This is a genomic window from Xenorhabdus griffiniae, assembly GCF_015163655.1.
GTDB lineage: Bacteria > Pseudomonadota > Gammaproteobacteria > Enterobacterales > Enterobacteriaceae > Xenorhabdus > Xenorhabdus griffiniae.
Window position 1 is genome coordinate 1 of sequence record NZ_JADEUF010000050.1, and the last position, 25,605, is coordinate 25,605.

Genomic DNA, 25,605 nt, shown 5'->3' on the forward strand with positions numbered 1-25,605 from the left:
ATTTTAAATGGTTATAACTGTTGTTTTGATCACATAAATGTGAGTGTTTTTTTGCTGGGGGTTGATATTTTTTCATATTGGGTTGATTATAGATTTCTAAATTTTGTTGTCTTGAAAAAGAAAATATAAATACAGGCAAACACATTAAGTATAAATAAAAAATGGAAAAGCTATGAAAAAAAAACAAAAAGGCTTTGTACGATATATTATGCAAGGAAGCCTAGTTACACAAATATCTATCGGTTTAATTGCAGGGATACTACTGGCATGGTTAGCTCCTTCTGTGGCTAAATCAGCTGAATTGTTAGGGACACTTTTTGTCGGAGCATTAAAAGCGGCAGCACCTGTTTTAGTATGGGTATTGGTTATGTCTTCGATTTCAAATTATAAAGCAGGCCAAAAAAGTAGCATTCGTCCCATACTGTTCCTATATCTGTTAGGAACTTTCCTAGCAGCAATTGTAGCTGTAGTTGGTAGTATGCTATTTCCATCGACGTTGACGTTAGTAACGAATGATATTCAGGTATTACCACCAGAGAATATTATTGAAGTTCTGAAAGGGATATTGCTCAATATAGTAGCTAATCCTATTGATGCTCTTATAAATGCTAACTATATCAGTATATTAGCATGGTCAACAGGAATAGGTATTGCTTTACGTCACGGAAAAGAGTCAACTAAATTTATAGTTCATGATATAGCAGAAGCAGTAATGCAAGTTTTGCGTGTGATTATTCGTTTTGCACCTATTGGGATTTTTGGATTGGTATCTGCAACGATTGCAACGACAGGATTTAACGTTTTATTAGATTATGTGCAATTATTGTCTGTATTGCTAGGGTGTATGGTTTTCATGGCCTTAATAGTTAATCCATTAATTGTTTTTTGGAAAATTCGTCGTAATCCTTACCCGTTAGTTTTCGCTTGCTTGCGTGAAAGTGGAATAACTGCGTTCTTTACTCGCAGTTCTGCGGCAAATATTCCTGTTAATATGGCAATGTGCCGTCGTATGAATTTAAATGAAGATACTTATTCAATTTCTATTCCTTTGGGGGCCATTATCAATATGGGCGGTGCAGCAGTTACTATAACCGTATTGACATTAGCTGCTGTGAATACGTTGGGTATCAGTGTTGATCTACCAACCGCCATTTTGTTGAGCGTAGTGTCTGCTGTGGCAGCATGTGGCACCTCGGGAGTTGTTGGCGGTTCTTTATTGTTAATTCCGCTAGGATGCAGTATGTTTGGGATTTCTAATGGAGTCGCTATGCAGGTTGTTGCAGTAGGTATGATTATAGGTGTAGTGCAAGATTCTGTTGAAACTGCGTTGAATTCTTCCACCGATGTGCTGTTTACCGCCGCCGCTTGTCAGGCTGAAGAGTCTCGTATTGCGGCGAATCGGCTGGCGCAGCGTTAATTGTAAGAATAGCGGGAATAAAACGGTGATAATGAGTTGGGTATAAATTATCACCGTTCTTGCTCTTAGAATTGACGTTATATGTTAAGTGCCAATCGGGCTCCTTGAGCGATTGCTCTGCGCGCATCCAGTTCGGCAGCAATATCTGCTCCACCAATGATATGCACATTTTTTCCCATTGCCTGTAATGGTTGATAGAGTGCTTTTAAGGGTTCCTGTCCTGCGCAAATAATCACATTATCCACTTCCAGGCATTGTTGTTTATCACCACGACGGATATGCAATCCCTGATCATCAATTTTCAAATATTGAACGCTGTTTAACATGGTTACGCCTCGCATTAACAGGCTGGTTTTATGCACCCAACCTGTGGTTTTTCCTAAGCCATCCCCGACTTTGGTATCTTTGCGTTGCAGCAGATAGATTTTACGAGGAGAACGCTCGACCTGTGCACCTTCTGGCCGTAATCCTCCTCTATGCGTAATTGTCCGATCAATTCCCCACTCATGGCTAAAAGCATAGTTGCTCAAGCTGGTGCTTTGTCCGCTTTGACTCAGATACTCTGCGGTATCAAAACCAATGCCTCCCGCACCGATAATGGCGACACGTTTTCCGACTGGCCGTTTATGTTTCAATACATCAAGGTAAGTCAGCACCTTTTCATGTTCAATACCATCGATATTGGGGATGCGTGGCATGATCCCTGTTGCAATGACAATTTCATCAAACGATAAAAGTTGGTCGGTAGTTGCCGTATGGTTGAGGCATACTTCGACGCCGTTCAATGCTAACTGGCGTTCAAAATAGCGTAAAGTTTCATGGAATTCTTCTTTGCCAGGGATCTGTTTGGCGATATTAAACTGCCCGCCGATTTGGTTTTCCCGTTCAAACAGCGTGACATGGTGTCCTCGGCTGGCTGCTGTGACAGCAAAGGATAATCCCGCCGGTCCGGCACCGATAACAGCGATGGTTTTGGGGGCTTTTACAGGAGTGGCAATGAATTCCGTTTCATGGCAGGCGCGTGGATTGACCAGACAAGACGTTAGCTTGCCGACAAAGATCCTATCCAGACAGGCTTGGTTACAGCCTATGCAGGTATTGATTTCATCAGCACGATCCTGTGCGGTTTTCAATACAAATTCGGCATCAGCAAGAAATGGACGCGCCATCGAAACCATATCGGCACAGCCTTCACTGAGCACTTGTTCAGCAACCTGGGGATTGTTGATGCGGTTGGTTGTAATTAAAGGGATGCTGACTTTCCCCATCAACTTTTGTGTAACCCAGCTAAATCCGGCTCTGGGTACCATCGTGGCAATTGTTGGGATGTGGGCTTCATGCCAACCGATGCCGGTATTGATAATGGATGCCCCTGCTTTTTCAATTTCCCGTGCCAGTTGTTCTATCTCTTGCCAATTGGAGCCATCTTCCACTAAATCCAGCATAGAAAGGCGATAGATGATGATAAAACGTTCCCCTGTGATAGCACGGACCGCTTTGACAACTTCTAGTGCAAAGCGCATTCGATTTTCGAAAGTTCCCCCCCATTTATCCTGTCGATGATTGGTGCGTGTGACCAGAAACTGATTGATGAGATAACCTTCTGAGCCCATGATTTCCACGCCATCATAGCCGGCTTGTTGTGCCAGTTGCGCACAGTAGGCAAAATCCTTGATTGTCTGCCGGATGTCATTGTCAGACATTTCTTTCGGCATAAAGGGGTTAATCGGAGCTTGAATGGCTGAAGGTGCAACAGAATTTTTCTGATAGCTGTAGCGTCCGGCATGCAGGATTTGTAAAGCAATTTTTCCCCCTGCCTGATGTACCGCTTCTGTAATAAGCCGGTGATGAGGCAGGTGAGCTTCACTATTCAGGATACTTGCTCCCGCCGCAACAACGCCCTGCGGGTTTGGTGAGATACCGCCGGTCACAATCAGTGCGACGCCTCCCGCTGCCCGTTCTGCATAAAATTGGGCCAAACGTTGGGCACCGTCGGGATGTTCTTCAAGCCCCGTGTGCATTGAACCCATCAATACACGGTTTTTTAATGTGGTAAAGCCCAAATCCAGCGGTGCAAGCAGGTGAGGGTAATTGCTCATTGCATTCTCCATCAAATATTTGGTAGCTCAAGAAATATTATTGTTTTCCGTATGAAGCTAAATAGGCTAAGTGGTCGGATGAGATGATGATTAAATGTAGACAGTTCCGCCATTATTGGAACCACTTTGTTAATTGATTGTGACAAATATCATGAAATAGAGCTTCAATCGTCCCTTAATGAGAATCTATTGAGGCGAGAAATTCCTCTTATTTATGATTGTCTCATGTTTTTAACGGTGCATACTGTGAATATAAATAGCGTTCAAAATGATAGGAGTATTCCTTACCCCGCGCGCCGCGTGGGGTAAGGAACGCCAACATTTGATACTCTCAGTATGATGAAAACCTATTTATTCTTACGGAATGATGAATAATTAAGCCTTGACAGGAAACAGGCGTGAGAGAAATAAGTGGGGAGAGATGTAATTATGGGAAAAATAACAGATTGGGTGACGTTAACCGGAAAAAGTGTGACTTTAATACCTTTATCACATGACAGACATGATGAATTTGTTCGTGCTATTGAGGATGGGCAGTTACATAAGCTGTGGTATGCCAGTGTACCTGATCCTGCAAATGTCCAGGCGGAAATTGAACGTCGTTTAACCCTGCATGGCAAGGGCAGCATGTTACCTTTTGCTGTCATCAATAATGCAACGGGGATAGCGGTTGGCATGACAACTTATATGAATATTGATGCGAATATTCCCAGATTGGAAATTGGTTCTACATGGTATGCGCATTCTGTCCAACGCACAGCGATTAATACGGAAGCCAAGTTTTTACTGTTGCAGTATGCATTTGAGGAGCTGGAATGCGTTGCCGTGGAACTCCGTACCCATTTTTTAAACCATCAAAGCCGCAAGGCGATTGAACGATTGGGAGCAAAACTGGATGGGATTTTGCGTCATCACCTGCGAGCCAAAGATGGTTCAATAAGGGATACTTGCGTTTATAGCATTCTGTTCAATGAATGGCCCGCCATTAAAACGCATCTTACATGGTTAATGACGAAGCCACGTTGAGGGCATAATTGATATTTTTTGACAGGAAATTAGTCGGTTGTCAGGGATGCCTTGATATCGTTTTCCAGATCATCCAGTAATTGATAGCGGCGGCGATATTCGGCGCGTTTTTTACTGGGGATCTCATCCAACGATTTTCTTTCTATGCATGATGGTAAATGGAAATCATTATTTTCCTTTCTGACGCCACTTAGTGATTCCCAGAAAGAATTGTAATCGGCCACCATCTTATTTTTCTTTTTATACCAATAACGGATGCTACGATAGATATGAGTCTCGTTACTGGCTGCCTGGATCTGTTCACAATTCATATGATCAGCAAAACGACAAATAGCCTCAATCAACAAGCGTTTGGGGAATAAGCCATAGCACTCTTTAGTTGCATGGCGGATAATCTCCAGAGAATTATCTCCTTTAGTTGGTCCTTGTAGTGCACCAATAAAGAGTGTCTGTTTGCCATCAATCGTTAATAAAGTGAATGCACACTTGGCCAGAGTAACATTCTCCGCAGTAGTAATATAGAGAGAGAGTTCACCTTCTTTATTCAGGTTGTCCAATGCATCAATATATATCAGAAAAGTTTCATTTTTCCCTTGAATGGTTGCCAGTAAATAAGTATGAACAGAAAAAATTCGATTAATAACAGTAGATTCTAACTGTTTGAATAATATTTGATAATGATCATTCAGAGCGCCGACAATCTGATTGCGCTTAAAATTAATACTTAAGTATGGACGATGTAATTTACAAGGCCAACTGGGTTGTTTTTTCAGAATATCTAAATAATGAGGCGTTCTGGTAATGCCATTCAACAGTTTTAATGTTGAAATGGGAGTCAGAAGGCTGCGTAGTGCAAATTTAGTGCGGGTACCGGAAGAATACCAGAGTTCCCCTGGGATAATACGTTTTCCGACAAGATCAGCAAATAGCTTTATTCCTGAAGACGTAGGTTGCTGTAAGTAACTCATTAACTCAAGCTCAACAAAAGTAAAAAATATTTATATCCACTAGATTTCAAGTTGCAGCACAGTGGCAAAAGGGTAAATCCCCAAGAGCAGAGCGAACTCTGTGTTTATAACTACGTGACTAAGAGATATGGACGTAGCCAGCAAAGCTGTAACTTGAAAGGTGATGGGAATAGACAAGATGGCATTATATCATTGATTTATCAAATTCCACCCATATGTTTGCAAAATATGCATTTACTTTAATTTTATTTATAGTAAAAAGTGTTATTCTTGAAGTTAGATTGGTATATCATTTTTTTTAAATAATACCTATACCAATCGCCTTTCAAGATGAGTCTTATATCTCCCCCGCGAAGAGGGGAGATATCACATGCATCTCATTTTGAAACGCTATTTAGTTTCATGTGTAATAGAGGAAATGGATTCCCTTGTCCATCAAGCTCTGAACGAGAAAATACCTGAAATCCCATATATTGGTAAAAGCCGACGCCCTGTGTATTTTGCTCGTTGACATCCAACTCATTGATCTGTAATTCGTTAATAGCAAATTGTAATAACATCTTACCGATTCCTGTTCCTCGCGCTTGTGGCGCAATAAACAACATTTCTACTCGATGTTGATCGGTACTAATAAATCCTACGATATTATCTTGTACATCTACCGCCTTATAAACAGTGAGATGGGGTAAATAATCGTTAAGGATTTGTGGGCGTAAAATCTCTATCATAGACTTGGGCAAGAAATCATGAGTAGCAAGTACAGATGCCTCCCAAATTTGAATTAGTGTCGAAAAATCTGCTTTGGTGGCTTGTTGTATTTGCATTTCATACCCCTAAATTTTTCTGTAGTTTTCGGCTTCAGGCAGAATGTTTTTTTCAGCTATCTTGAAGTTAAAAATGATGTAATACAATATGCTGACGATTGGTCCTTAAGCACGGATGGTGTGTACTCATGACCAGCAATCAATACCAACCTCAACGAAACCAACACTGGCATAATAATTGTTCTTGTTTACTTCAGATAAGATAATCAATATACACCACATCCTAAGTGATGCATAACATGGGGCTTGAAAACCGTCGTTGATCTCAAATCGGACGGTTTTCGATGAAAACCTGGCAGAATTAAGCCATTAATGCGACCAGAACAACAAATGTTTGACGCAGACATATTGAACTCAGGGATATTCACTGAGGAGCCGCAACCATTGCATCATCATGTGAACTGGTTATTGACATAAAACTATTACTGAAATCCAAAGCGTTCAGCGATCTTGACAATGCGTTCACGGTGGTTTGGTAACATATATTCTAAATTGTTGTTAGCTTGAGCTAAAATATGCGCATCGGCAGTTTCAGGTGTACCGCCAGCTAAAGGCATTGCGGGGTCATATTCATATTCAAGTTGTATCAGCTTGGCGTGATCTTCCCCCTGAATGGTAGCAGAAAGCGCAAAACCAAAATCAATACCTGCAGTGACGCCACCCCCCGTTACACGATTGCGATCAAAAACAACACGTTCCTGTGTTGGAATCGCTCCAAAAAATGCTAGATCATCACGTACCACCCAATGTGATGTTGCACGATATCCTTTTAAAAGTCCGGCGGCAGCTAAAATCATAGAACCTGTGCAAACGCTTGTAATCCATTGGCTTTGTTCACCAATTTTAGCAACCCAAGCTAGGGTTTCTTCATCTTCCATTGCTTCAGTACTGCCCAAGCCACCGGGAACACATAAAATATCGGCAGAGTGTATATCGCCAAAACAATCTGTTGGTATGACTGAAAATCCAGCATCTGTGGCAACAGGCTCTTTTGTTTTGGCAACAAAATGCACTGAAGCATCTTTAAGGCGAGTTAGAATTTGCGCGGGGCCAGCAAAATCAAGCTGAGTGACTGCGGGATATAAAAGGAAGGCAATTTTCATATTATTCTCCAAATAGCTCATGAAAAAACTTAATGTAGAATTGTCCTACGTAAATATCAGATTGATTCAATTTTACCCCATATCAAAAAAATCTAATGCTTCGCACTTCGCGAAAAACAATCTTTTAGTCTTTAAAATCAGAAAATAATGCGCTTAATTTGTATAAAGATGGCTGCTGAAGTGATCTGTTGTGTAAGATCTTGATGACGTTGACTCATATAAAAATCGACCTATTTATTGCGAAACGTCATAACGTTCTCCTCAGGAAGAAAATGCCTGCCACTGAGGTCGGCAATAGACCAAAATAATTGTTGTTTGATCAGTGTAAATTAAGAGATGAAAAAATAAAAAAGCGCCGCAAGTTGCGACGCTTTCATATAAATCCAGTTTATTTTGTAACTAGCTTACCAGTACACGATCTTTACGGTACAAGCTCGCCAGCAGCATATAAATCGCGGTAGCTAATAACACAATGAAAAAGAAACTCATTAATCCATTGTGTTGAACCTTAAAGTAGTGTTGTAGCATAAAATGCCCTGCTACCAGTGGCCCAACGGCAGAACCGACACTGTAACTTAACAACATAACCTGGCTTGCCGCTACAATATAGGACGCATCCAGCTTGTCACAAGCAAGGGTAATCGCAATGGGATACAACGCAAAAGATGACATTCCCAAAAGAGCCAGTGACACTATCATGACAATGTAATGTTCAAAGAGATAGGTCATTCCTACGGCAAATACACCCAGTAATGACACTATTGCCAATAAAAAAGTTTTGCTCATGATGACGGACAGTTTACTGATAATGGGTTGTATGACCATTCCGCCTAGAATAATGGCTGCCATTAATACACCGACTTGATCGGCACTGAAATGACTTTGGCTGAGTGATAAAGGCATCAAACCATAGATAGTGCCCATAACAATACCCGATGTCATGCAACCAACGATCGCAGGTTTACTGAATTCAGTCATTTTTCTCAGCGATAGACTCTGGTGGTGGAGCGCAGGAGGCTGACCATGACGCACGAATAATGGAGGCAAAATTGCGACAAACAGCAGTGCCGAAATGACCATGAAGGGGATCGTTCCCTGCGTGCCAATAGGCCCGATCAATAATTGCCCTAAAGTTGTTCCACCGTAAAGAGACGTCATATAAAAACTCAGACGTCTGGCACGTTCTTTGGAGTTGTCACCGATCAATAACCAGGATTCGACCACGACAAAGATACCGGCAACGGCCACACCAGCAATACACCGTACAACTAACCAAATTTCTTTATTTGGAAAAAAAGGCAAGACGATAACAGTCGCTGATAAAAGCAACAAAAAAACAATGAATGAAAGGCGGTGACCTATTTTGGCGATAACAGGCTCAATCATCATTGAGCCAATTAATAAACCGGCATAATAAGCACTGGCTAACCAACTGGCATAAACCGTATCAATGCTGAAACTTGCCATCGACAGCGGAATTAAGCTCATTAGGTAACCAGAAGCAATGGCAAAAACAGTCAAGCCGGCGACAGGTACAAATGCACTGTCACTCTTGCGCAGCAGTTTCACTACTGTCGTCTCCACATAAAAAAATCAGCCAAATGCGCTGCTTTTCATCACGTTTTTGCCGAATGGCGGTCATGATATAGGCCAAGGACTGGAATATATCTTGGTGATTTAAGCAGTAGGTAAGTCACTCAATAACCTTGAGTGGTGCGGACTATAGCCCTTTCTCACAAAGAGATACAACGAGAAAAACTGATACTTATGAATGAAAAGATTTATGGAGAAAATGGCTATGTAAATTCGAGGGCAAAGCACGTAGGAAGTGAACATCATCAAAATAAAAATCTATTTAAAATAAGCAACATGCGAATATTAGAATGTTTTCCCTGAATGTGGAGATGAAACTGTCCTTAGTAAAAAAACAAGCGTAAGCACCATAAAATTGCTGATTTCCTTGAGGTTTTGTTGGATGTAAAAATATTCCATCCCCTTGCGATTAATGTTTTTGAAATAGCATTATTTCACTAAATTAATTTCTTGTTGAAATTATCTAGACCTGTGTTATGCTTTCATTATAGGGAAGTAAAATTATATTTTTCTCTTAAGGATTATTGAGTGTGTTTGTGAGTCTTTTATTTTCTAAAAGGCCCAGTAAAAAAAATAAATTAATAAATAATTTTAATTTATTGATGAGCTGGTATTTGGAAGGTTATAAAATTTCGTAATAATAAAAATAACTTTTAATAAATTTTAACAACCTTTATCTTTTATATTAAAACTGACTTAATAACTATTCTGTTTGGCATGTAATCAGAAAATAATTTTAAGTCTCCAAATTAATCTTTCTCGATTCATAAATCTAGGGGGATATTATGAACAAACTAGAATCCTCTTTGTTTTCTGAAAAAGGACTGAAATTTATTGATTCTTTAGAGTCTTTATCTAAAGAATCAGCAAATATGTTAAAGAACAAAACGACAAATGATTCGATCGTAAAGCCTTCGGAATCATCTACACATATATATAAAGCTTTTTTGGAATTAACGAGTTACGTCTTTTATTATCAATTTACTCTAAGTCTTGATGGAGGGAAAACTTTTTACGGAAAAGCAGGAGGATTGGGATCTCCGGGAAAAGGAGAATTTTCCGGTGAGTTTATCTTCGGCGTGGATGATATTAATATCATTTATCAGAATGCAACAGGCTTTATTGCAGTTGTAACACCTATCACTATTAATATAGGTTTTGCAGATTCATCTTTAGATAAATTGGCCCAGTTTAACGGTAGCGGATTAGGAACGATATCTGCCACAATTACAGGGGGGGGTTATTGGAAATAATATACAGGAAATTAAGTGATAACTCTTTATTTTAGATATAAAAAAGGCTTCATTTGTGAATTGATAATCGTTGCCAAAACATAAATCAAAACCACGCTGTAATGAAGCCTATCTTTCTGTTTCAGTCTATTTAAGGCGAGTCATTTCTTCAATGGCGCGATATTTTCCGCCGCGTTTCCTCGGTAAATCGGGTAATCATCTTTACGAAAGTAACATCCAGACTCAGTGTGATAAGGAACATGGTTCGTAAATCGAATGGATTGAAACAAATACGGCCATAAATTTTTAGACAAAAGGCCAACCATATAGTGGCCTTAAATTTCTTAAATTAATTCCAACGACGGATCACCATCGAGGTATTAATTCCACCAAAGGCAAAATTATTGCTTTGGATAAATTCGGTTTGGATTTTACGAGGCTGGTGCATAATGTAATCCAACTCACCACAATCGGGATCAATTTCGTTGAGATTGATTGTTGGAGCAAACCAACCTTCATTCATCATTTCCAGGCTTAACCATGCTTCAAGGGAACCACACGCCCCCAGCGTATGGCCGAAATAGCTTTTTAGTGAAGAGATAGGTGTTTGATTGCCAAAAATATTGGCAGTCGCTTGGCTCTCTGCTACATCTCCCCGATCGGTTGCAGTACCGTGAGCGCTGATATAACCGATGTCGGCTGGCTGTAAGCCCGCGGATTTCAGTGCCATTTCAATGCATATCTGCATGGTTTCCGATTTTGGTTGGGTGATATGGGAAGCATCACAGTTAGTGGCAAATCCGATAATTTCGCCATAAATCTTGGCACCACGTGCTTTGGCGTGATCCAATTCTTCAAGGATTAATGTCCCCGCACCTTCACCAATCACCAATCCATCGCGGTTAACATCAAATGGAGAAGGTGTGGTCTTCGGTGTTTCGTTCTTCTGGCTGGTAGCGAACAGCGTATCAAATACTGCCGCTTCGGATGGACACAACTCTTCAGCACCACCTGCGACCATAACAGTTTGATAACCGTGGCGGATGGCTTCCCACGCGTACCCAATCGCCTGACTACCAGATGTACAGGCACTTGAGGTTGGGATCACGCGGCCGCGCAAGCCAAAGAACAGACTCGTGTTGACTGCCGTGGTATGGGGCATCATTTGCACATAGGTTGTGCCTGTGATGTTATTGGTGTGTTTTTCCGTCAGCATGGTGGCAAATTCGCTGACAGGTTTGGTGCTGCCCGTAGAAGAACCATAGGCAATCCCCGTTTCCCCATTGGTTAGTATTGGATCATTAAGCAAGCCTGCCATTTCTAAAGCGAGTTCTGTGGCGCGCGTTGACATCAGGGAAACACGTCCCATAGAACGAATGCGTTTGCGGGTATAATGTTCGGGTAAAATAAAATCCGTAACCGGCGCCCCAAGATGGGTATTAAGCCCATCATATTCTGCCCACGCAGGCATCTGTTGCACGGCATTAATGCCCGCTTGCAATCCCGCGGAAACAGATTGCCAATTGTGCCCCAATGCGGTGATGCCGCCCATTCCTGTAATCACTACCCTGCGGGGCTGGAATAGCGCATTGTGGTTCATAGCATTCCTCCGTTGATTGAGATAACTTGACGGGTGACATATCCCGCAATATCAGACATCAGGTAGCTGGCAAGACCAGCCACTTCTTCCACTTGTCCGATACGTTTCATTGGGATCATGTTCATCGCTTCTTTCAAAGCCACTTCTTCCATTTGAATCATATCTGTCCCAATCAGGCCGGGTGCAATACAGTTCACAGTGATTTTTCTTTTCGCCAATTCGATTGCCAGCGCTTTTGTTGCACCGATAATTCCTGCCTTAGCTGCGCTGTAATTGACTTGTCCGCGGTTGCCCATCAAACCAGATACGGATGATAAGGTGAGGATACGTCCTCCCTGACGTAAGCCGATCATTGGCATGACGCAAGGATGGATAACATTGTAGAAACCATCTAAATTGGTATGAATGACACTGTCCCAGTCATTGCCTTCGAGGGCTGGGAAAGCACCATCTTTGGCGATCCCTGCATTGCAGACGATGCCATAGTACGCGCCGTGGGTTTCGATGTCTTTTTCCAGCTTTTCACGGCAGCTCGTTCGATCCGCAACATCAAAATTCAGGATACGGCCACTGCCTCCATTTGCCTGAATGTGTTCCAGTGTCTCTTCTGCACCTTTAGCATCGCGGTGATAATGCACGATGACAGTAAAACCATCTGCTGCCAGTCGGCAGGCAATTGCCCTGCCAATCCCTTTACTGGCACCGGTCACTAGAACTGAACGCATTATGCTACTCCATCCTGTTTATTTATGAGTTGTGTGAGTTCTGTTTTGTTAGGTTGGTAGGTACTCAGTCGGCCTGTCACCAGTACAGTGCCGTTGCAACTGATTTCACCTTCGAAACTGCCAAATTTTTCATCTTGCAGTAATAAATTCATCTGAATATCTAATACACTACCTGGTGTGAAAGTAGGGACTTGGCACCGTATCGCACGCCCCCCCAATAACATGCCCAATGTGGAATCTTCCTCTTTTCTTTCCTTGCGATGCCAGCCAGACCAGACACCAATGGTCTGGGCCATGATTTCAATGGCAAACCAACCCGGCATATGGCCTTCTGCATTGAGAAAAGGAGATAAAACCCCATCCTGGTTGACCGTGACCTGACAATGGACATGATTGCTGGATACGTTGATCACTTTTTCCAGTAATACCATGGGGGCTTCATGCGGGAGATAACGATCTATCGGTAAGTAGTCAGACATTATACTACTCCCAATATCAGGCTGGTATTGTTGCCACCAAAGGCAAAAGAATTTGACATGACAATCGGTTTTTTTAGTGGCTGTGATTGGGTTAGCAAGCCACAAGCAGGCAATGAGCTATCAATACTGGAGCGTGAAAAATCTTGTGCAGGCAGTGGTAAATTACGTGTTAACAGTAACCAACAAAGTCCCGCTTCACAGGCACCTGCGGCGCCAAGGGTATGACCGGTTAAAAACTTCGTAGAACTGCATGGTGTGTTTTCACCGAAAATCTGATTGATAACCATTGCTTCCATCTGATCATTCAATTTCGTGCCTGTTCCGTGCAGGTTAATGTAACCGACATCGGCTGGAGAGAGTCCGGCATTTCCCAGTGCCATAGTGATAGCTTCAATGGCGCCTTTTCCTTCAGGATGAGGGGCTGACATATGCCATGCGTCGCTTGATTCTCCTACGCCGAGTAAGGCTATCGGCTGGGGTTCCCGTGTTAGCAGCAGCAATGTTGAGGCTTCTCCAATGGTAATGCCCTGGCGATCCTCACAAAAGGGTTCACATAAGGTTGGGGAAATGGATTCCAGGCTATTGAACCCATTGATTGGCATACGGCTCAATGTATCCGCCCCACCAACAATGGCGACATCCACCAGTCCCATTTCAATTAGACGTTGGCCACTGATAATCGCCCGTGAACTGGATGAACAGGCTGTAGAGAGGGTAAATGCTGGCCCATCAATACGCAGGTAATTAGCAAGAAAGCGGGAAGGATCGCCCAATTCTTGTTGGTAATAATGGTAATGCTCATCGGATTGCTGATGAGTTGTGCGGCTGACATGCTGATCACCTTCGTCGAGGCCAGATGTGCTGGTTCCCATAATGACAGCAATGCGTTCTCGCCCATAGCGAACGATGGCTTCGTCTACTTGTGGTTTTATTTGCCTCAAGGCAGCCAGTAACAACCGGTTATTACGGCTGTTATGTTGCAACAGGCTGTCAGGGATGACGGGAAGCTCACCGTCAACGCCGCCCAGACAGCAGGTTTTATCAGGTTGTAACCAGCCTGTGCGATCATACATGCCAGGTGCTTGGTTGAGCGAAAGATTCTGCTCAATCTCATCCACATTATTGCCTAAGGCATTGAGCATACCCACGGCAGAAATATAAATCATGTTTTACTCTTCCAGATGCTGAATGGCGATGTCGTAACCGAAAACGAATTGTTGGACGCGAATCGGGCGTCGTTTGCCATTTTGGGTATCATAATGAATTTCTGTGATTAATTTTTCTTTTTTATCATTCAGTTGGCGGAGATTACCGCTGTCTTTGAGCCGCCAACCATCGGGCAGACGGCTCTGCCAGGCGGAAATCGGCCAGTAACTGAGCATAATATCGGCCAGGACTTGGCTGGCAGGGGGAAGTTCCGGCAAGATAATGGATTGTTCGGTATGAATGCCATTTTTATCGTAATCTAATTTGAACAATCGGATACCCAGCGAAGACAACCCAGCCAGTGACAGATGCTGTTCATTGGCAGTAAGCAGCACAATCAATGATTGCTGTTTGCCTTTTACTGTGGCTGTTAACAGTTGTTGTTCACTAATGGCTGGCGTTATGGCCGGTTTGGGCAATAAAACACGTACACCGGGTTTCAGCCAAGCACTGGGTGTACTGTTTTGCGGAGCGTTTGTACAAGCTGCCAGCAGGCAGGCCAGAGACAGGATGAATAACCGTATCATGATTGTTTTTTCCTTTTTTGGCGTTTCGCTATTGCCAATGGTGATAGCAGGAAAGCCGTTAAAATCCCGCTGCATAATACGATACCAAAGCCACTGATTGCCTGGGTGCTACTAAACATCAACATGCCTAGTGTGAGCAAGGAAGTACACATTGCTACACTGATCGCCAGTAGAGAGGTCAGCGGGGTGCCACGAGGATTACTGAAAAACAGGGTGTAGTTGATGCCAATGCCAAGCACGAGAACCAGAGCTAATATTGAAAATAAGTTAAGGCTATGACCACTAAAACCGAGAACGGCCAGTCCACAGCCAAGGGACAGTAGTGATGGCAATATGCTGATGACACCACGACGCGGGCCAAGCCGCGCTATGTAACTGAGAGTGATCAGTATGACTGAACCTGTCAGCAACCAGCCAAGTAGGGTTCGATAAAACTGAAACATCTCATCGAAAGCCAGTTTGCGATCAATCCAACCCACTCCTTCCTGATTTTCTGCTAATTGGCGCATCAATACACTGTTTTTAACGCCATTGACGGGAAGCAAAACGCCACTGTGACCATTTGGCAGAGTTATCCACATCAAACGCCAACCTTCACTGACGACACTATTGAGCCAGTCATTCGGCGTGACAGTCATAGCGTGAATATCGGGCTGTTTCACTATTAAACCGGCTTCTGTCAGGCGAGTAACGATATTGGGTGTAGCCTCCTTGAGCAGAGCCAGATCCTTATGTTGCTGAGCAAGAGAGGAGAGAGGGAATCGTTGGTAATGACTGATATTCCCTTGCTGTTTTTCTGCATCTAATGTGGGAATAAAGGATTCCAGCCGTTGCAATGTCTGTTCTGCATTATCACCGTAAATAACGAACCATTTTTGATCACTTCGCTGTCCGGTTAGCACTGCAATGCGCTTTTCCTGTTGATGGATCTCCTGTGGCAAAGCCTGTAATTGGGCAATGTCATCATTGATTTGCAAACGGGAAATTCCCAGTACGGCAAAAATCGCCAATATTGTAGGAATTCCCATATAAAATAGCCGATTGTGTCTCCATATTGCTAGCCACCGCATGAGCATGAACATCGCCGGAATCGGGCGCACGGGCAGGTTTTTCGCAAGTTGCGGATACCAACAGACGACAGTCAAACAGGATGCGGTTAAACCTGCGGCAGCAAATACAGCCAATTGGCGCAGGCCTGGAAAAGGTGCACATATCATGATGAGATAGGCAATGACGGTTGTTGCCAATGCCATTAATAAGGCAGGCAAAACCTTCTGCATACTTTGCCACGATGTCACTTCCTGACCATGTACCATGCGCTCTGTGAGATAATAAGTAGCGTAATCAGCAGAAATGCCGATGATACTGATGCTCATTACCAGCGTCATGAAATGAAGTTCGCCAAAGATCCCCAAAGTCACGACAGTACCTGCCAGGGCGCCGATACTGATGGATAGCACACACAGCAATAAAGGTTTCAGGGAGCGAAAAACACCATAGATGAGTAGCAATACACCGAGCACTGTGGCGCTGCCCAATGTTGAAATATCGTGTTTTGCCTGCTGAGTGGCGTAATCGCTGTAAAACAGAGTGCCCCGTGAAATCACTTCGCTACCAGGAAATCGGGCTTCCAGAGACCGCTGTAACTGACTCAATCTAGTGACAGCATGATGGCTTTGCTGCATATCAAAGGAAGCGCTTTTTAGCTCCCCGCGAAGTAAATACCAGCTTCTGCCAGCATTATCTTTGGCAACTAACCAACCATTCTGGAGTCTCAACTGGCTGGATGTCTGCTGGAGTGCCAGTTGTGATCCCCTGACTAGCATCAGGGGATCATTATTGAGTTCTTGCCCGCTGACACCAGAGAATGCGGAGTAAACCTGAGACAAGATCCAGTTTGCCTGTTGATTGCCACCCTCTTTCAGTCTGTCACGGGTAACAGGATCGAGCATTGCATTACGGTGTTCATAGTAAAAACGCCCCCATGCTTGCTGTTGCTCTGCGGTCATTGGTCCTTTGACATTGGTTAAAAATGGTGTTTTTTGCAACTGCTCCAGCCAGTATTCAGCGGGGGCGATATCCTCGTTTTTTGTAGGGCTAACCATCCACACTAATTGGCGATCAAGACGTTGCATAAACTCTTCTTGCAAGGCGGGTGGCATGTTTCCGGTACTTTGTGCAGGCAATAACGCTAATACGCTGGTAGACAAGCGAGATTGAGGTAACAAGATTACCAAAAATATCAGCAAGATAGAGCATATTAACAGCCAGAGTAGTGCCAGTCGACGTGGCTCAGAATTTGAAGTATTGCTCTTCTTCATGACTCAGCGTCTCTGGTGTTAATTGGTGGTGGCTAAAAGAGAGTTCTGTACGATCACCCTGGCGATCGGTCAATAAAATAGCATCAAGGTGAGTTTGGCCGTTGAGCGTAATTGCCGTGAACAGTTTATCCAAAGGCGACGTTTTCGGCGTCAGTATTAAGCGCCATTTTTCCTGCCCAAGATCGCTAAATTCGATGTTGAAATTTTCTTCCAGTACAGCCCGATCAGCTTGAAAAAGAGCCCGCATCAAGTGGTTGAACTGAAACAGTTGTGGATTGGAATCAGCGGTGATCACCTGGGGTGTTTGCCCAGACATGATTTGCACCATATGGTTGTCATCCAGTAACAGCGTCAGTGGAAACGGTTTTTGTTGATGCCACCATAGCCCTTTATGCTGTGAAATCAGCATTTGACCACTGGAAGACAGGGGATGAGGAATACCCTGGATTTGCCTTATTTGTGTGAAGTTCGCTCGCACAATAGGTTGGTGTGCAAACCGCTGTTGTAATTCCTCAAGGGTAACAGCATATGACGTATTATTGATAATAATGAAAATTGTTGTCAGAGACAGCAGTATCCAGCGCCATTTTTTCACGGCTTGACTCCCATACGTTCGAATAGAATATTTGGGCTGACAAAGCTCATTTCTTGTGTTTCTTTAGAAACGGCAACCTGAATGGTGTAGCCTGCGGTTGTTTTTTCGCCGCTGGCTGCATCAAAAACTTGATAGGCAATTTTCAGGCGGTTTTCAAACTCTTCGATGGAAGCTCTGATGCGTATTTTTTGTTCAAATAGCACGGGGGCACGGTATTTGATTTTGGCGTCAACAATAGGCCAAACATAGCCGGACTCACGCATTGCTTGATAACCATAATTGAGTTGGTTCATCAGTGCTTCACGGGCAATTTCAAAATAGCGAAAGTAATTTCCATGCCAAACAACGCCCATGGGATCAGCATCATGAAATGGCACAGTGAGTTCAACCTCGGCGGTAAAACGAGGATCAGTCAGCATTTTTTATTCCTTATTGGGTCGGGCAGACGGTAATTGCCAAAAATCGAAAAAGTTAAACCAATCGAGCGGGGATTGCAGAGCATAATGTTCCAGTCGGGAAGCGTAGCGATCTACAGCTTGCTGTAACGCTTGTTCTCTTTGTTTACGTGGCAGTTCCAGAGGATTGGCAAAGTGCTCACAATAAATTTTGAATTGGTTCTTTTGCCAAAGCGCAAACATCAACAGCACTGGACAGCGTAACACGGAAGCGAGGATAAACGGCCCTTGCGGAAAGGGGGCAGAATGACCAAGAAATTGGCTCCAGACAACGCGTTGAGTGTTGCCTCTAGAGGGATTAACGGCAATCCGATCACCGACGATGGCAACCCATTCGCCAGCGTCAATTTTTTCTTTCAACATAATGGCGGTATCAGCGCCTACATCCGTGACAGGTAATAAATTGATCCCTGCTTGTGGTGAAATTTCTGCAATGATCTGTTTAAAACGTTGAGCGTGTTCGGTAAAAACCAGTGCATTGATCGTCTGTTTACCCGCGTGTTGTGCCAGTGCCCGGCAGACTTCAATATCGCCTAAATGTGAAACCAACAGCAGTTTCCCACCTGAGTCGCCATCCAAGAGCGTTTGTTCTGCACCCTGCGCAAATTCAATATCTTTTCCCCATTTCAGATCACCACGCCAGCTTGCAATTTTATCCAACATAGCTTTGCCAAAACGCAGGTAGTGGCGATAGCTATCAAGACCTTGTGGAATAGCCATGCCTTTATGCTGCAAGGTCTGTTTTAGCCGTTCAAGGTATTGGCTGGATGCCTGACGCTGTGGACCACCCGTTCCCCAAAAATAACCAACAACAGGGTAGAGCAACCACTCAAAAGGCTTGCGTCCGAACCATCGATAGATCGCTAGCATGAACTTCATGCCAAGTAATCCTTTGCGTTCTTGGATATCTGACCAATGACGGTGATTGTGCGACAATCGTTTACGCCATAATAGTGAAGGAATGCGCGGTAGCATGCCGAAGAACAGGCGGGTGTGCATCCATGAGATGCTGAGGTTATCTTTCAAGGCATCGAAATGGGATAAGCCATTTTCAGGATAAATAACTTTTGTTGGTACAAATACACTTTCTGTTCCTTGCCAATAAAGTCGCACCATGATTTCGATATCAAAATCCATGCGACGACCGACTTCTTTGTTAGCTAACAGTTGTAGCGTCGGTGCCAGTGGATAGACACGAAAACCACACATACTGTCTTTAATGGACAAGGAAAGTGTTTCCACCCAAACCCAGAAATGGGTGATATAGCGCCCATAAAGGCGGGATTTGGGTATGGAAACATCATACATAGGGTTGCCGGAAATTAAGTGCTCGGGATACCGCTGTGCTTTTGCCAAAAACAGGGGAATATCTTCAAGACAATGTTGTCCATCGGCATCAATTTGTAAAGCATGGCTATACCCTGAATCCGCGGCTGCCCGCATGCCTGCTATGACGGCACCACCTTTGCCCTGATTATGTGCAAGGCGGATAAGTGTTACATTAGGAGTGGACTTAGCTAAATGTTCAAGGCGATGTTGAGTATCAGCTTCACTGCCATCATCTACGATAAAACAGTGGAGATGATAAGAGGATAATCTTTCCAATACCGCAGGCATGGTTATGCCGTGGTTATAACAAGGAATAATCACACAGGGCGTAATCGTATTCACACTCAACGACATAGCTTTATTTTTCCCTGGCTTGCAGTTTGGCCTTCGCTTCCGTTCTGGGCGGTTACGTCATAATGGAAGGTCAGCAGGTGTTTTGTTTCGTCCCATTTGATTTTCAATAGCAGTTTATCGCCTGGTTGCAGGGGAAACTGGAATTTCACCATTTCAATTGAAGAAAAAGACCAGTCCGGTGCTAGCAGGGTTTGGGCATAATGCATGACCCAATCGATTTGAGCCATTCCCGGCAGAAGTGGTTGAATGGGAAAATGTCCCCGAAACCAATCCAAATCGGGATCTAAAGACAGTTGTACAACGACCTCATTTGGAGCAGGTTGCTCGCGGTGAATTTCAATGGGTTTCATTAAATAGTTCCTGTAATGCAGGCCATGAGCGCTTGCTTTGAGCATTCAAGGGAATGGCTTCGACGACTCGCCAATAACGTGGCAATGCGACAGGCTCCAGCCAGGGCTTTAATTGGTGACGCCAATCTTGTGACAGTTTACGAATTCCTTGTTGCTGATAACGTTTGTCGGCTTCATGATCTAAAACGACGACCGCACCAATGTTATCGCGTCTACCTCGATTAACAGGTAATACAGCAGCGTCAGTGATCCCAGAAATCTCACACAAACGGCGCTCGATTTCTGACAGGGAAATGCGTTTCTCTTCAATTTTTACCAGACGATCCCGACGCCCTAATAAAGCAAAATTACCTCGGTCATCAAAGGCAAATTGATCGTCCAAAACCAGACCAAAAGGCTCAGAAAGAAGAGGGGAATAGACGCGCACATGCTTTTCTTTATCTTCCTGGAGTGACACGCCTGCAAAAATTGTCCAGACCTCATTGTCCGTTTTACGGCTTCGCCAGGCCATGATACCTGTTTCGGTGCAGCCATAAATTTCATAAGTAGGCGTGTTGAGCCACTGCATTGCTCGTTTCGCATCGGAAAAATGCAAAGGCCCACCCGCAGAAACAACAAATGTGCAATCAGGAGCGGGGAGTTTTTCATCTAGTCGTTGCAGAAAGGCAGGGCTACTGATTAGTGCACAATGTGGGCTATTGGTCAGTTGCTCAGGAAATTCCACCATTTTGCGATCGAATGGTAAACCCAATGACATGGGAAGCCAGATGCGGAACGTCAAACCATATAAATGCTGGTGGCTGACTGAAGCTCTGACCACGCAGGATTGCAACTTATCTCCCCATAACGAAGCCAGCCACTGGGATTCAAGATCCATGACGGCAATGGGTTTGGACACTTGTTGGGGAATACCGGTAGAACCAGAAGTGAACATCACCAAAGTGGCATCCGGTGAAATGGCTGGCAATGTGATGTTACATGGAGTTTGTTCGCCAGTATCAATTTCCGGGTTAGACGATGTGACCTGCCAGCAAGGACAGGACAACGTCAGGGGTAAGTCCGTCAACACACCATCAAACAGGGACTGCTGCTCCTGTAATTGCGCTTCGCGGCAATGACCGGGAATAACGGGAGTTTTGCCAGCATGAAGTGTTGCCAGTAGTGCGACACAGAAGTCATAACTATCGTCAAAACAGAGAGCCAGGCGGGAAGCTGTGTGTTTTTGATCTTCTTGGTGCAGGTTTTTCAGGCGTAAATATAACGCGGTCACATCCTGGCGAAATTTATTCAGTCTGATAGCGTGATGGCCCCAACTGACTAACCGGTTGGGACAATTATCCTCTGATAGCCATTGAGATAGGGGTTGTGCTTTCATCATTTTTTTACCCGTTGGCGTACCAGCCATTCAATGGAAATGAGCAATCCAATTAATAGATAACTCACCATTCCGTTCCACAATGCCCATAGGGGCATATCGTTATACAGGCAGGTTCCCAGTGACACTGCACCATTGAACAGAAAGAACAGACACCAGATATACGTAACTTTACGTGTATAGATAATGCCCTTTGGCGGCAAATCAGGTTCTTTGATACGCGCCATCCTTTCAATGATAGGTGGCCCGTAACGTAATGAACTGCTAAACAGAATCAGTAAAACGGCATTAACGACTACAGGGTAGTACATAAGAAGTTGGTGGTTGCGCAGAAATAAGCTGGCTAGCCCCAACGTTATTCCTGCGATGGATAATATCCAGCCAATTTTTTGCTGCCGGTGAATCTGATGTTTGCTTGCTAATAAGCGCAAAACAAAAAACAGAATAATGACAATCAACATGGCATGAAATTGTCCATAGTTAACCATCGCCCAGACCAAGAAAGGCCAGGCGATTAACATGACGGTATTGGCAATACGGAGCAATAAAAGCAACGGACTCAATTAACTACCCAAATGTTTTCTGATTATTGTTCTTGCAACAATTGTTCTACGGCATCCACGACGTCCTGTACGGTGCGTACAGATTTGAATGTTTCGGGTTTGATTTTGCGCCCAGTTTTCTTTTGTAAATGTACAACCATATCAACGGCATCAATGCTATCGAGTTCCAAATCCTCATAAAGTCGTGACTCGGGTGTAATGTCTTCGGGAGACAGTTCAAACAACTGAACTAATAATTGGGAGACTTCCTGAAAAATTGCTTGTTTTTCCATGATAACACCTGTTCTTATGCTTGCTGTAACTGGATGTAGGCGGCTAATGTGGCGACAGAAGTGAAGTGTTGACGCATTTCTTCGCTTTCAGAGGATAATACGATGCCATAACGATTTTTTACTGCCAGCCCTAGTTCCAGAGCATCGATTGAATCTAAGCCTAAGCCGTCGCCAAACAGAGGGGCATCGGTTTCAATTTCCGCAGGTGTAAGATCTTCCAGATTCAGGGTATCTATAATTAATTGTTTTATTTCAATATGTAACTTTTGCATCATCGTATCCGACATCTATTAGTTTGATGGTGTTAGTAATTGAGTCAGCTGGCGATTAAGTTGGCGGGCAGCGATGGTATGCCCTTTTTCTGTATCAACAGCAAAATTTTCATTGGTGAGGTGTTCACCAATAGTGATCGTATAAATAGGTTTTTTCGGTGGGATTTGATACCACTTGCTTTTTTTATCCAGCATCTTCTGGCTGCAAGTAATATGTATTATCCGTAAATCGCATTCACATCGCACCGCGATATTGGCGGCTCCACGTTGTAGTGAAATAGGCTGGCCGGGTGTCGTGCGGGTTCCTTCTGGGAAAATCAAGATATTGTGACCAGAAGCCAGTCGTTCGCGACAAACAGGAAGTAAAGTTTCTGCATCACTGTTAATGGGGTAACGTGCAGAACGAATGACGCCGCTGACAAAGGGATTGCGCAGTAATGCTGATTTTACAATGCAATCTACGTCTGGCAATTTCGATGCCAGGATAACGTAATCCAGCAAAGTAGGGTGATTAGCAACAATCAAGCAGCCTTTATCCGCCCTGATTTTATCCAATCCATTGAAATGGTAATCCAGCACCCCCAATTTTCTGGTTAAAAAAAGGAACAAACGAAAACTAAATGAAATGCTATGGCGTGCAAGGTAGCAGCGTTTATTGTCATTACGTTGGAAAACCAGCAATAAATTAAACCAAATAAGAGAGAGCAGTAACCCGCCTGCGCCAAACAGGATAAAACAAAATCCGGTCATGAGCAGACGCCAGAGCCAGTTAATGCGTTCAGTAATATTGACGGAAATCTTCTTCATCATCTTATCGGCTCCAATGCCACTGGCAATGATCCCCTGCAACAGAGAAATTCTGTTCACCTCGTAACCAGCCATGAAGAAACTGGAGACTTTGAGGAAGACTTGGTTCTGTTTTCGCCGAAGATTGTTTTGCACAACGCAAACCAGTGCCTTGCTCCAGCAGCAGGGCGACCGCAAATGGATAGGTTGGGGTATTGGCATCGATGACATTGTGATAAAAGCTGGGGATCTCCCCCTCAAAATCGACAAGCAAGACTTTACGATGACCGGCATGAAGCAGTGTCAAAGCTTCAAATAGCCCTTGCTGGAAACTGTCAATACCGGCCGAAACGGAAGAGGAAACCAGAGGGGCCTTCGCGACAATAGTTAAGTTGCCGGCAGCGGAGTTATGAACTGACATGGCAAAATTGGTGGGAGAAATATTCTCTTTTTGCGCAAGGTCCTGCAATATTTGATAATTACGTTCTAACTCGCCATGACGGCTGGTATAAACAATGGCATCGACTTGATTGCGACGCAGGATACTCAAACCACAATCCACGCCAAGACGACTGCCAGAGCTTAAGCGGCGAGCTGTCATCATCGGTAATTGGTCACATTTTTGTAATGGACGTGATTTATCAATAGTGGCCGGTAATGTTGCGGACCATTCTAGCCACTCTTCAGTAAGAGAAAGGCTAGGAGCGATGGCTTGCCAGTCTGTAATATCCAATGTCAATTTCATGAAATACCGTTTGTTACTGTTTTTTTGCAGATCAATAATGTGTGGCCCAAACCCAACTGATCAATTTGGTTTTCTATAATCAACCCAGTCTTATTGAGAAATTGGGTGAAATCATTAATGCTGTAAAAATGACTATTGCCATTTGCTATACAAGTAAAATCAAGCGAGGTGGCATTAAGGTTCTGTGGGTAAGTTGTTATCCGATAACATGTCAACAGGATAGCCGAAAATACGATCAGCCATTCCCGGGTTGCGTACATTTTCTTTAGCTAATTTTATGTGCTGGGGTAAATCCAGAATAGTGACGCTGACTTTACTGTCATATTGGCAACAGCGCAATGCCCATTTTTCTGTATTGTCACCAATATCATAAATCACTTTAGGCTTTATGGAGAAAACCGTTTTTAATGCTGCATGAAAGGCGGTATCAGAATAAAAATGGTCAAATGTGAACCAACTTGTTTTCGCCGGTTCGGGTATTGACTTAAGGCAGGATAAATAGTTGACCATTCTCCAAACACTTTTAATCCAGCAGGCATATATCCAGATATCCGACATGTCTATAGTTCAGAAAGCAGATTAACAAATTAAAACCTATCACATCAGATGGTTAAATCAACTGGGATAGGCTCTAACGTGGATGTTTATTGATTAGCCAGCAGAGCTAAGTTTAACTGAATGTCTCTATCCAGGTCATCGACCCAACGATTATAGTTGCGGTGAATTTTTCCATCACTCTCTCTTAATTTATGACTATCGACATAATTGATGACGTAGTTTTTGGCGGTATAGTTGATGCGTATTTGCACGTCATACTTACGATTTTTCCGGAAACCTTCAATAAGCCCAGGAGAAATTTCGGTCATTACCCATTTGTGTTCCTTACCTGCTTCAAAAATGGCTTTTCTTACGTGAGTCAGTGAATTCTCCTTTATCATGGTGGTTTGTGGCGTTAATATGAGTGCGGTACGAGTGCAACCTGCAAGGGAGACGACGCAAGCCAGACTGATTAGTAGCTTATGTGAAGTTTTCATTATTTCTCTCGTGTTAAATTAAGACAAAATAGATTGTGAAATAGTTACGTTGTGCAGAATAGTTTAAATAAATTCCCACAATACTGCTACACTTATCACTTCATTGTATTACTGAATGTTGTTCGGTTTTATCTCTGCTTTTTATTTGTCTTTAGGATTCATTAATTGCAGTTGTATAAATAGCGTTTCAAAATGATAGGAGTATTCCTTATCCCGCGCGGGGTAAGGAGCGCCAACATCTGATACTCTCAGTATTATGAAAACTTATTTATATAGGTATTTATCCTGTTAATTTAAAATTGAATGGTTAAATATTGAACTTTTATTTTTATATTGGTTTTACAGATGCTTATAT

25 protein-coding genes and 1 pseudogene are annotated in these 25,605 nt (G+C 43.4%); 3 read left to right on the forward strand and 23 right to left on the reverse strand.

Annotated features, from left to right (window positions below):
• Nucleotides 1-172: 172 nt before the first annotated feature.
• On the forward strand, nucleotides 173-1,417 hold the full coding sequence (sstT, locus tag IQ211_RS09645; RefSeq protein WP_189758714.1) for a serine/threonine transporter SstT: 1,245 nt from the start codon (nucleotides 173-175) through the stop codon (nucleotides 1,415-1,417).
• A gap of 77 nt (nucleotides 1,418-1,494) precedes the next feature.
• On the opposite strand, the gene IQ211_RS09650 is transcribed toward sstT, so the two are convergent.
• Complete coding sequence (locus IQ211_RS09650; protein ID WP_189758713.1) at nucleotides 1,495-3,516, reverse strand: NADPH-dependent 2,4-dienoyl-CoA reductase; 2,022 nt, start codon at nucleotides 3,514-3,516, stop codon at nucleotides 1,495-1,497.
• Between the two features lie 429 nt (nucleotides 3,517-3,945).
• Here IQ211_RS09650 and IQ211_RS09655 point away from each other — a divergent pair, with 429 nt between their 5' ends.
• Nucleotides 3,946-4,542 carry a GNAT family N-acetyltransferase gene (locus IQ211_RS09655; RefSeq protein WP_189758712.1) on the forward strand — a complete coding sequence of 199 codons (597 nt, stop codon included), beginning with the start codon at nucleotides 3,946-3,948 and terminating at the stop codon, nucleotides 4,540-4,542.
• A 29-nt stretch (nucleotides 4,543-4,571) separates the two neighbouring features.
• Here the strand turns inward: IQ211_RS09655 and IQ211_RS09660 are convergent, their stop codons facing one another.
• The 4 genes from IQ211_RS09660 to IQ211_RS09675 form a co-directional block, all read right to left on the reverse strand.
• Complete coding sequence (locus IQ211_RS09660) at nucleotides 4,572-5,510, reverse strand: VirK/YbjX family protein (protein ID WP_189758711.1); 939 nt, start codon at nucleotides 5,508-5,510, stop codon at nucleotides 4,572-4,574.
• Between the two features lie 377 nt (nucleotides 5,511-5,887).
• Nucleotides 5,888-6,334 (reverse strand): acetyltransferase, encoded by a 447-nt coding sequence (locus IQ211_RS09665; protein ID WP_189758710.1) that lies wholly within the window; start codon nucleotides 6,332-6,334, stop codon nucleotides 5,888-5,890.
• A 422-nt stretch (nucleotides 6,335-6,756) separates the two neighbouring features.
• Nucleotides 6,757-7,437 (reverse strand): DJ-1/PfpI family protein, encoded by a 681-nt coding sequence (locus tag IQ211_RS09670; RefSeq protein WP_189758709.1) that lies wholly within the window; start codon nucleotides 7,435-7,437, stop codon nucleotides 6,757-6,759.
• 399 nt (nucleotides 7,438-7,836) lie between these two features.
• A complete protein-coding gene (locus tag IQ211_RS09675; RefSeq protein WP_282885532.1) occupies nucleotides 7,837-9,006 on the reverse strand; it encodes an MFS transporter in 1,170 nt (389 codons plus the stop codon).
• 809 nt (nucleotides 9,007-9,815) lie between these two features.
• Between IQ211_RS09675 and IQ211_RS09680 the strand changes: the two genes are divergently transcribed.
• Complete coding sequence (locus IQ211_RS09680; protein ID WP_189758708.1) at nucleotides 9,816-10,283, forward strand: VapA/VapB family virulence-associated protein; 468 nt, start codon at nucleotides 9,816-9,818, stop codon at nucleotides 10,281-10,283.
• A 328-nt stretch (nucleotides 10,284-10,611) separates the two neighbouring features.
• Here the strand turns inward: IQ211_RS09680 and IQ211_RS09685 are convergent, their stop codons facing one another.
• The 18 genes and pseudogenes from IQ211_RS09685 to IQ211_RS09770 all read right to left on the reverse strand — a co-directional run bounded on the left by IQ211_RS09685 (nucleotide 10,612) and on the right by IQ211_RS09770 (nucleotide 25,250).
• Complete coding sequence (locus IQ211_RS09685; protein WP_189758707.1) at nucleotides 10,612-11,862, reverse strand: beta-ketoacyl-ACP synthase; 1,251 nt, start codon at nucleotides 11,860-11,862, stop codon at nucleotides 10,612-10,614.
• Nucleotides 11,859-12,590 (reverse strand): 3-ketoacyl-ACP reductase FabG2, encoded by a 732-nt coding sequence (locus IQ211_RS09690; RefSeq protein ID WP_189758758.1) that lies wholly within the window; start codon nucleotides 12,588-12,590, stop codon nucleotides 11,859-11,861. Before IQ211_RS09690 ends, IQ211_RS09685 begins: the two co-directional genes overlap by 4 nt.
• On the reverse strand, nucleotides 12,587-13,066 hold the full coding sequence (locus IQ211_RS09695) for a hotdog family protein (protein WP_189758706.1): 480 nt from the start codon (nucleotides 13,064-13,066) through the stop codon (nucleotides 12,587-12,589). The genes IQ211_RS09690 and IQ211_RS09695 overlap by 4 nt, the downstream gene beginning before the upstream one ends.
• Nucleotides 13,066-14,232: a beta-ketoacyl-[acyl-carrier-protein] synthase family protein gene (locus IQ211_RS09700; RefSeq protein ID WP_189758705.1), complete on the reverse strand. Its 1,167-nt coding sequence runs from the start codon at nucleotides 14,230-14,232 to the stop codon at nucleotides 13,066-13,068. Before IQ211_RS09700 ends, IQ211_RS09695 begins: the two co-directional genes overlap by 1 nt.
• 3 nt (nucleotides 14,233-14,235) lie before the next feature.
• Entirely contained in the window at nucleotides 14,236-14,799 is a 564-nt protein-coding gene (locus tag IQ211_RS09705; protein ID WP_189758704.1) for a DUF3261 domain-containing protein, read from the reverse strand.
• Nucleotides 14,796-17,120 carry an MMPL family transporter gene (locus tag IQ211_RS09710; RefSeq protein WP_189758703.1) on the reverse strand — a complete coding sequence of 775 codons (2,325 nt, stop codon included), beginning with the start codon at nucleotides 17,118-17,120 and terminating at the stop codon, nucleotides 14,796-14,798. Before IQ211_RS09710 ends, IQ211_RS09705 begins: the two co-directional genes overlap by 4 nt.
• A complete protein-coding gene (locus IQ211_RS09715) occupies nucleotides 17,092-17,697 on the reverse strand; it encodes a LolA family protein (RefSeq protein WP_399477835.1) in 606 nt (201 codons plus the stop codon). The genes IQ211_RS09710 and IQ211_RS09715 overlap by 29 nt, the downstream gene beginning before the upstream one ends.
• A 14-nt stretch (nucleotides 17,698-17,711) precedes the next feature.
• Nucleotides 17,712-18,134 carry an acyl-CoA thioesterase gene (locus IQ211_RS09720; RefSeq protein ID WP_189758702.1) on the reverse strand — a complete coding sequence of 141 codons (423 nt, stop codon included), beginning with the start codon at nucleotides 18,132-18,134 and terminating at the stop codon, nucleotides 17,712-17,714.
• Between the two features lie 3 nt (nucleotides 18,135-18,137).
• A complete protein-coding gene (locus IQ211_RS09725) occupies nucleotides 18,138-19,853 on the reverse strand; it encodes a glycosyltransferase family 2 protein (protein ID WP_189758701.1) in 1,716 nt (571 codons plus the stop codon).
• On the reverse strand, nucleotides 19,844-20,203 hold the full coding sequence (locus tag IQ211_RS09730; RefSeq protein ID WP_189758700.1) for an ApeI family dehydratase: 360 nt from the start codon (nucleotides 20,201-20,203) through the stop codon (nucleotides 19,844-19,846). The genes IQ211_RS09725 and IQ211_RS09730 overlap by 10 nt, the downstream gene beginning before the upstream one ends.
• The gene (locus tag IQ211_RS09735; protein ID WP_189758699.1) at nucleotides 20,190-21,581 is read right to left on the reverse strand and encodes an AMP-binding protein; all 1,392 of its coding nucleotides are present in this window, start codon (nucleotides 21,579-21,581) and stop codon (nucleotides 20,190-20,192) included. Before IQ211_RS09735 ends, IQ211_RS09730 begins: the two co-directional genes overlap by 14 nt.
• On the reverse strand, nucleotides 21,578-22,141 hold the full coding sequence (locus IQ211_RS09740; RefSeq protein ID WP_223281611.1) for a COG4648 family protein: 564 nt from the start codon (nucleotides 22,139-22,141) through the stop codon (nucleotides 21,578-21,580). The genes IQ211_RS09735 and IQ211_RS09740 overlap by 4 nt, the downstream gene beginning before the upstream one ends.
• Before the next feature lie 23 nt (nucleotides 22,142-22,164).
• Nucleotides 22,165-22,413 carry an acyl carrier protein gene (locus IQ211_RS09745; protein WP_223281610.1) on the reverse strand — a complete coding sequence of 83 codons (249 nt, stop codon included), beginning with the start codon at nucleotides 22,411-22,413 and terminating at the stop codon, nucleotides 22,165-22,167.
• Between the two features lie 14 nt (nucleotides 22,414-22,427).
• The gene (locus tag IQ211_RS09750; RefSeq protein WP_189758698.1) at nucleotides 22,428-22,685 is read right to left on the reverse strand and encodes a phosphopantetheine-binding protein; all 258 of its coding nucleotides are present in this window, start codon (nucleotides 22,683-22,685) and stop codon (nucleotides 22,428-22,430) included.
• A gap of 18 nt (nucleotides 22,686-22,703) precedes the next feature.
• Nucleotides 22,704-23,492 carry a lysophospholipid acyltransferase family protein gene (locus tag IQ211_RS09755; RefSeq protein ID WP_189758754.1) on the reverse strand — a complete coding sequence of 263 codons (789 nt, stop codon included), beginning with the start codon at nucleotides 23,490-23,492 and terminating at the stop codon, nucleotides 22,704-22,706.
• Between the two features lie 4 nt (nucleotides 23,493-23,496).
• Complete coding sequence (locus tag IQ211_RS09760) at nucleotides 23,497-24,216, reverse strand: beta-ketoacyl synthase chain length factor (protein ID WP_189758697.1); 720 nt, start codon at nucleotides 24,214-24,216, stop codon at nucleotides 23,497-23,499.
• Nucleotides 24,213-24,752 (reverse strand): annotated as a pseudogene (locus tag IQ211_RS19550) (SAM-dependent methyltransferase); the annotation flags it as partial. The gene IQ211_RS09760 and the pseudogene IQ211_RS19550, both read right to left, overlap by 4 nt.
• A 108-nt stretch (nucleotides 24,753-24,860) precedes the next feature.
• Nucleotides 24,861-25,250, reverse strand: a complete 390-nt coding sequence (locus IQ211_RS09770; RefSeq protein ID WP_189758695.1) for a hypothetical protein — start codon at nucleotides 25,248-25,250, stop codon at nucleotides 24,861-24,863.
• Nucleotides 25,251-25,605: the final 355 nt, after the last annotated feature.

Excerpts from the sequence above, each read along its gene's own strand:
- IQ211_RS09685 (WP_189758707.1), bottom strand. The coding sequence starts at position 11,862 with ATGAACCACAATGCGCTATTCCAGCCCCGCAGGGTAGTGATTACAGGA.
- IQ211_RS09705 (WP_189758704.1), bottom strand. The coding sequence starts at position 14,799 with ATGATACGGTTATTCATCCTGTCTCTGGCCTGCCTGCTGGCAGCTTGT.
- IQ211_RS09760 (WP_189758697.1), bottom strand. The coding sequence starts at position 24,216 with ATGAAATTGACATTGGATATTACAGACTGGCAAGCCATCGCTCCTAGC.
- IQ211_RS09680 (WP_189758708.1), top strand. The coding sequence starts at position 9,816 with ATGAACAAACTAGAATCCTCTTTGTTTTCTGAAAAAGGACTGAAATTT.
- IQ211_RS09700 (WP_189758705.1), bottom strand. The coding sequence starts at position 14,232 with ATGATTTATATTTCTGCCGTGGGTATGCTCAATGCCTTAGGCAATAAT.
- IQ211_RS09720 (WP_189758702.1), bottom strand. The coding sequence starts at position 18,134 with ATGCTGACTGATCCTCGTTTTACCGCCGAGGTTGAACTCACTGTGCCA.
- IQ211_RS09750 (WP_189758698.1), bottom strand. The coding sequence starts at position 22,685 with ATGCAAAAGTTACATATTGAAATAAAACAATTAATTATAGATACCCTG.
- IQ211_RS09650 (WP_189758713.1), bottom strand. The coding sequence starts at position 3,516 with ATGAGCAATTACCCTCACCTGCTTGCACCGCTGGATTTGGGCTTTACC.
- IQ211_RS09770 (WP_189758695.1), bottom strand. The coding sequence starts at position 25,250 with ATGAAAACTTCACATAAGCTACTAATCAGTCTGGCTTGCGTCGTCTCC.
- IQ211_RS09670 (WP_189758709.1), bottom strand. The coding sequence starts at position 7,437 with ATGAAAATTGCCTTCCTTTTATATCCCGCAGTCACTCAGCTTGATTTT.
- IQ211_RS09660 (WP_189758711.1), bottom strand. The coding sequence starts at position 5,510 with ATGAGTTACTTACAGCAACCTACGTCTTCAGGAATAAAGCTATTTGCT.
- IQ211_RS09735 (WP_189758699.1), bottom strand. The coding sequence starts at position 21,581 with ATGATGAAAGCACAACCCCTATCTCAATGGCTATCAGAGGATAATTGT.
- IQ211_RS09730 (WP_189758700.1), bottom strand. The coding sequence starts at position 20,203 with ATGAAACCCATTGAAATTCACCGCGAGCAACCTGCTCCAAATGAGGTC.
- IQ211_RS09655 (WP_189758712.1), top strand. The coding sequence starts at position 3,946 with ATGGGAAAAATAACAGATTGGGTGACGTTAACCGGAAAAAGTGTGACT.
- sstT (WP_189758714.1), top strand. The coding sequence starts at position 173 with ATGAAAAAAAAACAAAAAGGCTTTGTACGATATATTATGCAAGGAAGC.
- IQ211_RS09745 (WP_223281610.1), bottom strand. The coding sequence starts at position 22,413 with ATGGAAAAACAAGCAATTTTTCAGGAAGTCTCCCAATTATTAGTTCAG.
- IQ211_RS09710 (WP_189758703.1), bottom strand. The coding sequence starts at position 17,120 with ATGAAGAAGAGCAATACTTCAAATTCTGAGCCACGTCGACTGGCACTA.
- IQ211_RS09725 (WP_189758701.1), bottom strand. The coding sequence starts at position 19,853 with ATGTCGTTGAGTGTGAATACGATTACGCCCTGTGTGATTATTCCTTGT.
- IQ211_RS09695 (WP_189758706.1), bottom strand. The coding sequence starts at position 13,066 with ATGTCTGACTACTTACCGATAGATCGTTATCTCCCGCATGAAGCCCCC.
- IQ211_RS09755 (WP_189758754.1), bottom strand. The coding sequence starts at position 23,492 with ATGAAGAAGATTTCCGTCAATATTACTGAACGCATTAACTGGCTCTGG.
- IQ211_RS09665 (WP_189758710.1), bottom strand. The coding sequence starts at position 6,334 with ATGCAAATACAACAAGCCACCAAAGCAGATTTTTCGACACTAATTCAA.